Source organism: Streptomyces sp. NPDC058375 (assembly GCF_042723425.1).
In the GTDB taxonomy this organism is placed as follows: Bacteria; Actinomycetota; Actinomycetes; order Streptomycetales; family Streptomycetaceae; genus Streptomyces; species Streptomyces durocortorensis.
The window spans coordinates 1-8286 of record NZ_JBHXJG010000296.1 but is presented as its reverse complement, the minus strand read 5'-3'; the positions used below and the strand labels follow the sequence as shown (position 1 = coordinate 8286).

General features: G+C 70.7%; 10 protein-coding genes. 5 read left to right on the top strand and 5 right to left on the bottom strand.

Features of this window, described 5'->3' with window-relative positions; genetic code table 11:
* Positions 1-3: 3 nt before the first annotated feature.
* Both ACFWM7_RS31180 and ACFWM7_RS31175 read right to left on the bottom strand, forming a co-directional pair.
* The gene (locus tag ACFWM7_RS31180; protein ID WP_205081396.1) at positions 4-219 is read right to left on the bottom strand and encodes a hypothetical protein; all 216 of its coding nucleotides are present in this window, start codon (positions 217-219) and stop codon (positions 4-6) included.
* 16 nt (positions 220-235) lie between these two features.
* Positions 236-760, bottom strand: a complete 525-nt coding sequence (locus tag ACFWM7_RS31175; RefSeq protein ID WP_383266990.1) for an Asp23/Gls24 family envelope stress response protein — start codon at positions 758-760, stop codon at positions 236-238.
* A 210-nt stretch (positions 761-970) separates the two neighbouring features.
* Here ACFWM7_RS31175 and ACFWM7_RS31170 point away from each other — a divergent pair, with 210 nt between their 5' ends.
* The 3 genes from ACFWM7_RS31170 to ACFWM7_RS31160 are packed head-to-tail and all read left to right on the top strand — an operon-like array spanning position 971 to position 2597.
* On the top strand, positions 971-1558 hold the full coding sequence (locus ACFWM7_RS31170) for an RNA polymerase sigma factor (RefSeq protein WP_383266988.1): 588 nt from the start codon (positions 971-973) through the stop codon (positions 1556-1558).
* Positions 1549-2262: a hypothetical protein gene (locus ACFWM7_RS31165; RefSeq protein WP_383266987.1), complete on the top strand. Its 714-nt coding sequence runs from the start codon at positions 1549-1551 to the stop codon at positions 2260-2262. The genes ACFWM7_RS31170 and ACFWM7_RS31165 overlap by 10 nt, the downstream gene beginning before the upstream one ends.
* A complete protein-coding gene (locus ACFWM7_RS31160; protein ID WP_383266985.1) occupies positions 2259-2597 on the top strand; it encodes an Asp23/Gls24 family envelope stress response protein in 339 nt (112 codons plus the stop codon). Before ACFWM7_RS31165 ends, ACFWM7_RS31160 begins: the two co-directional genes overlap by 4 nt.
* 184 nt (positions 2598-2781) lie before the next feature.
* On the opposite strand, the gene ACFWM7_RS31155 is transcribed toward ACFWM7_RS31160, so the two are convergent.
* Entirely contained in the window at positions 2782-3573 is a 792-nt protein-coding gene (locus ACFWM7_RS31155) for an NADPH-dependent F420 reductase (RefSeq protein ID WP_383266983.1), read from the bottom strand.
* Between the two features lie 272 nt (positions 3574-3845).
* On the opposite strand from ACFWM7_RS31155, the gene ctaD reads away from it, so the two are divergent.
* A complete protein-coding gene (ctaD, locus tag ACFWM7_RS31150) occupies positions 3846-5522 on the top strand; it encodes a cytochrome c oxidase subunit I (protein ID WP_383266992.1) in 1677 nt (558 codons plus the stop codon).
* A gap of 42 nt (positions 5523-5564) precedes the next feature.
* Positions 5565-5906: a hypothetical protein gene (locus tag ACFWM7_RS31145; RefSeq protein ID WP_383266981.1), complete on the top strand. Its 342-nt coding sequence runs from the start codon at positions 5565-5567 to the stop codon at positions 5904-5906.
* A 113-nt stretch (positions 5907-6019) separates the two neighbouring features.
* Here ACFWM7_RS31145 and ACFWM7_RS31140 read toward each other — a convergent pair whose 3' ends face one another.
* Positions 6020-6397 (bottom strand): VOC family protein, encoded by a 378-nt coding sequence (locus ACFWM7_RS31140; RefSeq protein ID WP_383266979.1) that lies wholly within the window; start codon positions 6395-6397, stop codon positions 6020-6022.
* Between the two features lie 57 nt (positions 6398-6454).
* Positions 6455-8059 (bottom strand): sigma-70 family RNA polymerase sigma factor, encoded by a 1605-nt coding sequence (locus tag ACFWM7_RS31135; protein WP_383266977.1) that lies wholly within the window; start codon positions 8057-8059, stop codon positions 6455-6457.
* Between the last annotated feature and the right edge of the window lie 227 nt (positions 8060-8286).

Genomic DNA, 8286 nt, shown 5'->3' with positions numbered 1-8286 from the left:
CCGTCATGGCCGCCGCCCCGCCACCGCGTCCAGGAACTCGCGCAAGCTGGTCCCCCGGTCCACGAGGTGCCCGGCGAACCAGCCCACCGCGCCGAGCGACGCGACCACGAGGAACGCCCCGAACCCGCCGAACCAGCCCGCGAATCCGAGCGCCATGCCCGCCGCAGCCCCGACCACGCCCCGGCCGGGCGCACCGCCCGCCGGGCCCGATTCGTCCATGCGCCGTGTCACGCCGTCACGCCACGCGGGTCTCGGCCGGGGCGGCCTCGTCGTCGTCCTCGGGCAGATGCACGTCGTTCACCGTCACATTGACTTCGACGACCTCAAGACCCGTGGTGCGCTCCACCGCCGCGATGACGTTCTCCCGGACATCGCGCGCCACATCGGTGATCGCGACCCCGTACTCGACGACGAGATCGAGGTCCATGGCGGTCTGGCGCTCGCCCACCTCGACCTTGACGCCCCGCCCGATGTTCGGACGCCCGCCCGGCACCCGGTCGCGGACCGCACCGAGGGTGCGGGAAAGGCCGCCGCCCATGTCGTGGACGCCGGGGATCTCCCGGGCAGCCATCCCCGCGATCTTCACGACGACGGTGTCCGCGATGGAGGTGCGCCCCCGCGTCGCCGCGGGCTCGGCCGCACCGGTGGCCCCGCTGCCGAGCGTGGTCGTCCCGCCCGTGGAGCCGCTCTGCTTCGGCCCGCCCGTGCCCGAAGGGGTGCCCGCGGCGGGAACGGCTCCTGCTGCCTGGGTGGTGGTCATGGAAACTCCTCGCATGTCGCTCGGCTCGTTCTGCCTGACATCTCGTTGGACACGCTGTCCGTCGATTCGTCACGCGGGTTCGCGGAAATTTCTCCCGCGGGTGCGTGACGTTCGGCCCGGCGCTGTGTCCAACCACGAGAAGCGGTCATGAGGACGCAGAGAAGAAGCGGGAGCGAGCGTCGTGGAAACGAGCGGGGAAGGAGTTGGTCCGTGCCCGGTGACGGGAATCAGCTGACGGAGCGTGTGCCGGACGCCGTGCCGTCCGACGAGGCGCTGTTGGTCGTGCGGGCCGGGGAGGGGGATGAGGATGCCTTCGAAGCGCTGGTGCGCAGGCACGGTCCCACGATGCTGCAGCTGGCGACGCGCGTCCTCGGGGACCGGGCGGACGCCGAGGACGCCGTGCAGGACGCCTTCGTGAGCGCCTGGCGCAAACTCCCCGAGTTCCGCCGTGACGCCTCCTTCCACACCTGGCTCTACCGCATCGTCACCAACCGGTGCCTCAACCGGCTCAGAGCCCGCAGACCGGCGGCGGACCTCGACTCGGTGCCCGAGCAGGCCGCCCCAGAGCACCAGGCGTCCCCCGCCCGGGCGGCGGAGTCGCGGGCCGCCGCCGACGCGCTGGCAGAGGCGATGGCGGCCCTCTCACCCGAACAGCGCGTGTGCTGGGTGCTGCGCGAGATGCAGGGACTGTCGTACGAGAGCATCGCGGAAACGGTCGGAATCAGTCTGCAGGCGGTCCGCGGCCGGGTCTTCCGTGCCCGCCGCTCCCTGACGGAGGCGATGAGCGCATGGCGATGAGCGCCAATCCGGACCGGCCGGAGGACAACCGGTACGAGGAGGAGGACGAGCGGCTCGACTGCGGGCGACTGCTCACCGACGTCTGGGACGTCTGGGACACCGGCCGTTCGTCGGACGACCCCCACTTCGCCGACTGCCCCCACTGCTCGGCAGCCCTGGCCGACCTCAAGGGCCTCGGCGACGCGGTGCGCCGCTCCTGTGCGCAGGAACCCGGCCCACCGGACGCCACGGCCGTGACAGCCCGCGTGATGGACCTCGTACGGCTCGAACTGCGCCCGGGCCGCCCCCTGCCGCTCGGGGAACCGGAGGAGGACCACTGGATGGTCGAGGCCGCAGTCGCGCGAATGCTGCGGGCGGCGGTCGACAGGCTGCCCGGGGTGCGGGCCGGGAGCTGCCGCGTCGCCCCCCTCGACCATGAGGATCCCACCGGGGAGCTGCACGTCCGGGTCGAGGTCGCGGCGAGTCTCGGCGTGCCCATGCGGGACCTGGCCGACGCCGTGCGCGCACGGATCGCCGAGGTCGCCGACCGGGACATCGGCATCCGCCTCGCCACCACGGACGTCCTCGTCGTCGACATCCTCGACGTCTTCTACGAGGCCTCCGGCAACGGGGGACACGGCGATAGGAACGACGGCACGGGCACGGTCACCGGCGATCACGCGGACGGCCGGGCCGACGGACACGGGACGGGAGCAGCGCGATGACCGCGGACACAAGCCGGGACCGGTCGGCCGGGGCGGCGGCCGAGGCCGCTCGCGGCGTGCCGGGCGTCGCCTTCCTGCGCCCCGGCGTCGCGGACCTGCTGCGCACCCGCATCACCGACCCCACCCAGCGACGCGCCCCGTTCGCCGGGAATCGGACGCCCGGCGTGCGGGTCGGCCGGGACGAGGGCGGCGGCTGGCGCCTGGACATCCGGCTCGTGCTGCGCCGCGGTCACCGGGCGCTCGACGTGACCCGGGCCGTACGGGCGGCGGTCCTCGCTGCGCTGCCCGAGGAGCCCGAGGTCTCGGTGCGGATCACCGTGATGGGAGTGCTCTGAGGACAGCCGATGAACTGACGGGCTGGTCGGAGGGCTGCCGACGATGTGACATGCGTGGTCGAAGAGCGACCGACGATGTGACGGAGTGGTTTTGGGGCGGCCAACGATCCGGCCGGGCGGGTACCCCCGTTTCCCGCCCGGCCGGAGTCTTCGCCGGTCGTTCCTCCCAGAAGGACGCCCGCTGTCAGGCGCGCCACTCCGCCGTGCGCTCCGGCGACGCCTCCGCGAGCGCCTTCGCGATGTCGTCGACATCGCCCCGGCTGCCGTACACCGGCGTGCCGGGCTGCTGGCGCCACGAGTCGTCCAGGCCGCCGCTGTCGACCGTGTCGAAGCCCAGTTCGTCGATGAGGTCGCGCACTACCTGCTTCGCCCGCGGGTCGTCGCCGGCCACCGGGAGCGCCTGCCGGCCCCCGACGCCCTGCGGGCGGCCCCGGTCCAGGATGTCCTGGGCGTACGTGCCGTTGAACGCCTTGATCACGGGGTGGCCGATCTGCTGCTCCGTCCACCGGCTCTCGGGCAGGCCGTCCTCGATGGCGGCGATGCGGCCGTCGCGCTGCTGCGGGTAGTAGTTGCCCGTGTCGATGACCGCGGCGCCCTCCGCCGCGCCGTCGAGAAGGCCGGCGGGCAGGTCGGGCACGGCCTTGAGCGGCACGGTGACCACGACCACCTCGGCGCCCTTCGCGGCGTCCGACGCGGTCACCGGCTTCGCCCCGGTCTCTTCGGCGAGAGCGGTGAGCGTATGGGGGCCGCGGGAGTTGGCGACCGCGACCTCGTGACCGAGGGCGGTCAGACGCCGCGTCAGGTTGCCGCCGATGTTGCCCGCGCCGATGATGCCGATTTTCATGGATCCGACCTTTCGAAGTCTGCCGAGGGGGGAGAACGAGTGGGGAGGACGAGTGGGGAGGAGTGGAGAGAAGCGAAGGTGAGCGGAGGGAAGTGGTTCTGTCGCTTCACCAACTCCGCTTCCAGAGACCATATTCCGGTCTCCCCGAGGGAATATCCGATCGGCTCCCGGGCGTTGACATGCGCTTTCGATTGCGCGGGCCGAGGGCGGAGCGTTCGCCGTAGGCCATTTGAGTGTCCTTGTCGGCCGCTCGCCCCGGACGGGGAAGGATGTCCCACCGCACCGATCGCCGCGGGTCCATTCTGGTCGCCGAGTCCACACGGGCCGTCGACCGAAGGAGCGTCGTAGTGACGACGAGGGGCATCTCGCAACCGGTGGAGACCGATACCGCCGACCAGGACGAAATGCCGGTACGGCGCAGGGAACCCGGCAATGTGGTCATCAAGTGGATGACCACGACGGACCACAAGACGATCGGTACGCTCTACCTCGTCACCTCCTTCGCGTTCTTCTGCGTGGGGGGACTCCTGGCCCTGGTGATGCGGGCCGAGCTGGCCCGTCCCGGTATCCAGATGATCTCGAACGAGCAGTTCAACCAGGCGTTCACGATGCACGGCACGATCATGCTGCTGATGTTCGCGACGCCGCTGTTCGCCGGATTCGCGAACTGGATCATGCCGCTGCAGATCGGCGCGCCCGACGTGGCGTTCCCGCGGCTGAACATGTTCGCGTACTGGCTGTACCTCTTCGGCTCGCTCATCGCGGTGGCCGGCTTCCTCACCCCGCAGGGTGCGGCCGACTTCGGGTGGTTCGCCTACTCCCCGCTCAACGACGCCGTCCGCTCGCCCGGTATCGGCGCCGACATGTGGATCATGGGTCTGGCGTTCTCCGGTTTCGGCACGATCCTCGGCTCGGTCAACTTCATCACCACGATCATCTGCATGCGCGCCCCCGGCATGACGATGTTCCGCATGCCGATCTTCACGTGGAACGTCCTGCTGACCGGTGTTCTGGTCCTGCTGGCCTTCCCGGTCCTCGCCGCGGCCCTGCTGGCGCTGGAGGCCGACCGTAAATTCGGCGCCCACGTCTTCGACGCGGCAAACGGCGGCGCACTGCTGTGGCAGCACCTCTTCTGGTTCTTCGGCCACCCCGAGGTCTACATCATCGCCCTGCCGTTCTTCGGTATCGTCACCGAGATCTTCCCGGTCTTCAGCCGCAAACCTGTCTTCGGCTATATCGGACTGATCGCGGCCACCATCGCCATCGCGGGGCTGTCCGCGACGGTATGGGCGCACCATATGTTCGTCACGGGCGGTGTGCTGTTGCCGTTCTTCTCGTTCATGACGTTCCTCATCGCCGTGCCGACCGGGGTCAAATTCTTCAACTGGATCGGCACGATGTGGAAGGGCTCCCTCTCCCTGGAGACCCCGATGCTGTGGGCCGTCGGGTTCCTGGTCACCTTCCTGTTCGGCGGTCTGACCGGGATCATCCTCGCCTCACCGCCCCTGGACTTCCATGTCTCCGACTCGTACTTCGTCGTCGCCCACTTCCATTACGTGGTGTTCGGCACGGTGGTGTTCGCGATGTTCGCCGGATTTCATTTCTGGTGGCCGAAGTTCACCGGGAAAATGCTGGACGAACGGCTCGGGAAGATGACGTTCTGGACGCTCTTCGTCGGATTCCACGGCACGTTCCTCGTTCAGCACTGGCTCGGCGCCGAGGGCATGCCACGTCGTTATGCGGACTATCTCGACGCCGACGGCTTCACCGCGCTGAACACGATCTCGACGATCTCCTCGTTTCTGCTCGGCCTGTCGCTCCTGCCGTTCTTCTACAACGTCTGGAAGACCGCCAGATACGGCAAGAAGATCGAGGTCGACGACCCGTGGGGCTACGGCCGTTCGCTGGAGTGGGCGACTTCCTGCCCGCCGCCGCGGCACAACTTCGTCACCCTGCCGCGGATCCGTTCCGAATCCCCGGCGTTCGACCTGCACCACCCGGCGATCCGCTCCCTGGAGGAAGCCACCAACCGTCCCGACAACTCTGTGATCGTCGCCCCGGGGGACCGGCACGAGCAGTGACTTGGGCCCCGGACCTGACGGTGCGACGGAGAGGAGGATCAGGTGAAACCCGACAAGGACAGCGCCAGGGGCCTGGCGCAACTGGAGGGCTTCCTGCTGTGGAACGCCGAGGTCGAACGGGCGCGACGGCAGGCACGCCGCTTCACCGACCAGCTGCCCTGGTTGACCTCGGCGCAGCGCGAGGACGTCGAGCGGGTGTTCATCGCCGAACGCGTCGCCGCTGCCCGGGAGTCGCTCACCCGCATCCGCGACCGCGCTGACGAACTGCGCGAGGAGTACACCGGGCGCTACGCTCGGCTCCGGGCCCGCTGCGTTGCCCTCTCGGTCGGCGCGGTGGGCGCTGCGACCTACCTCGGCACTGCGCTGACGCTGGTCCTGCGCTGATCCCGGCGCGCTCAGGCGTGCTCCGGTGCGGCCGGGTCACCCGGCCGCACCGGACGAGCCCGTGGTCCGAGCCCGTGGTCCGAGCCTGAAGCGCGGGAGCGGAGCAGGAACGATCAGTGCCGTACCAGGCAGAAGGGGTGCCCCGCGGGATCGGCGTACACGCGCCAGCTCCGCCCCCCGTCCCCGGCGTCGAGCAGGGACGCCCCGCGCTCCAGGACCTCCTCGTGCGCCCGTTCCTGGTCGGAGACGCCGAAGTCCAGGTGGAACTGCTGGGGCGGGTCCTGGCCGGGCCAGCGAGGCGGTCGGTGGCCGACCACGCGCTGAAAGGCGAGGACGAGCCCACCGGGCGTGTGCAGCGTCGACCACTCCGCGTCGCACTCCCACCGCCGGTCGGGGCGGTCGACCTCCCCTCCCAGTAACGACGCGTAGAAGGCGGCCAGTTCCCTCGGATCCGGGCAGTCCAGGACCACGCACTCCAGTTCAGCGATCATGACCGCATCGTAGGCGTGCGTCGCGTGCACCGCGTTCGTCGCGTGTGCCGCGCGGCTTCAGCGGGCTCCGAACACCTGCGTCCACACCGGACCGCCGCCGGAATCCAGCTTCCCCATGCCGATCTCCTTGAACGAGCAGTTGAGAATGTTCGCCCGGTGCCCCGGGCTGTCCATCCAGGACTGCATCACGTCGGCCGGCGTCCGCTGGCCCTTGGCGATGTTCTCGCCGTACGTGGACCACCGGTATCCGGCGGCGGTGATCCGGTCGCCCGGATCCCTGCCGTCCTGCGACGTGTGGGAGAAGTAGTCCTGGGCCGCCATGTCGGCGGAGTGCCGCTGCGCCGCCGTGTTGAGCAGGCCGTTGACGGACACCGAACCGCAGCCCTCCTTGGAACGCTCGGCGTTGACCAGCTGGGCGACCTGCTCGGCCATCCCCGCCGGGGCGGGCGGCGCGGGAGCGGGCGGGTCCGGCTTCGGAGCCGGAGCGGCGGAGCTGGGCGCGGGCGGCGGCGTCGTGATCTTCTTCGGCTTCGGCTTGGGCTTCGGCTTGCGCGAGGGGCTCGGGGACTCCGAGGCGCTGGGCGACTTGGACGCCGAGGGGGAGGGGGAGGACGTCGGGGTGGACGACGTGGGCACCTCCGTACGGGGGGCCGGAGCGTCGGCCGTGACGGTCGTCGCGTCCCGCTCTTCGCCGTCGGTGTAGAGGTGCACCGCCGCACCGCCCGTGCCCAGAGCCGCGACCGCGACCACGGCGGCGACGGCCGAGTTACGACGCCGCCGCCGGGCCTGCACCCGTCTGCGCTCGGCGCGCCCCGCCCCGGCGCTGTCGGTGCCCGGAGCGGGCGCCTGGAGGTGCGCCGCCGTGGCGAGCAGCTCGGGAGCGGCCCCCGCCCCCGCCGCCGCGGCTACCGGAACGAGCGCGAGGCCCACCAGTAGCCCCTCGGCGGGCACCAGACCCGAGCCGTGACCGGAGCACACCGTGCACTCGCGGGCGTGACGGGCGAGCCGCTTGCGCCACAGGGCGGAGGGGACACCGTCCCAGCCGGCCGTGATGTCCTCCAGCAGCACGCACGGCGGCTCCGCCGCCAGTGCGCCCACCACGACCCTCGCCGCCTCCAGCTGGGCCTTCATCCGCTGCACCCGTACGGCGGCGTGCTGCGGGGAGAGTTCGAGAGCGGCGGCGACCTCGGCCCGGGACAGATGCCCGGCGGTCTCCAGCCACCACAGCGACAACAGCGCGCGATCGTCCTCGTCCAGCCAGCGCGTCGCCTCCGCCACCTGCCGCCGCTGCCCGGTCAGGCCGAGTTCCAGGATCGTCACCTCGACGAAGTCCGCGCGGGGATCCGGCAGGTCGTACGCGGCGTCCAGCCGGTCCGCCGGTATCGCACCCGACTGCTTCTCGCGCCAGTGCGTGCGTATCTCGTTCATGGCTATCGCGACCAGCCAGGAACGGAAACGCTCCGGGTCGCGCAGCTCGGGCAGGCCCCGGAGCATCCGCAGCACCGTCTCCTGCACCACGTCGTCCACGTCCGCATGACCGTCCAGCGCACGTCCGACGACGTTGTACAGCAGCGGCAGGTACGCCGAGACGAGCTGGTCCTTGGCCTGCTGGTCGCCGCCCTGCGCCGCCGCGATCAAGACCGTCGGGTGATCCTTGCCCATGCTGTGCTCACTCTTCCGGGGTCCGGTGCTGTCACTTCCCACACTCGGGAGAATGGGGTGAGGGCGGGACGATAACAAGAATCCGGCGGGAAACCCCGGAAACCTTCGCCGCGGCCCTCCGCCGCCGGTGCCTTCGTAGGCCCCGTCGAGCCCGCGGAAACACCGGGCACGGCGGCCTCGTCGTACTCCGCGCACCGGTCCGTGTCACGGAAGGTGATCCGTGACAC

Excerpts from the sequence above, each read along its gene's own strand:
- ACFWM7_RS31165 (WP_383266987.1), top strand. The coding sequence starts at position 1,549 with ATGGCGATGAGCGCCAATCCGGACCGGCCGGAGGACAACCGGTACGAG.
- ACFWM7_RS31140 (WP_383266979.1), bottom strand. The coding sequence starts at position 6,397 with ATGATCGCTGAACTGGAGTGCGTGGTCCTGGACTGCCCGGATCCGAGG.
- ctaD (WP_383266992.1), top strand. The coding sequence starts at position 3,846 with ATGCCGGTACGGCGCAGGGAACCCGGCAATGTGGTCATCAAGTGGATG.
- ACFWM7_RS31180 (WP_205081396.1), bottom strand. The coding sequence starts at position 219 with ATGGACGAATCGGGCCCGGCGGGCGGTGCGCCCGGCCGGGGCGTGGTC.
- ACFWM7_RS31160 (WP_383266985.1), top strand. The coding sequence starts at position 2,259 with ATGACCGCGGACACAAGCCGGGACCGGTCGGCCGGGGCGGCGGCCGAG.
- ACFWM7_RS31175 (WP_383266990.1), bottom strand. The coding sequence starts at position 760 with ATGACCACCACCCAGGCAGCAGGAGCCGTTCCCGCCGCGGGCACCCCT.
- ACFWM7_RS31135 (WP_383266977.1), bottom strand. The coding sequence starts at position 8,059 with ATGGGCAAGGATCACCCGACGGTCTTGATCGCGGCGGCGCAGGGCGGC.
- ACFWM7_RS31155 (WP_383266983.1), bottom strand. The coding sequence starts at position 3,573 with ATGGTCTCTGGAAGCGGAGTTGGTGAAGCGACAGAACCACTTCCCTCC.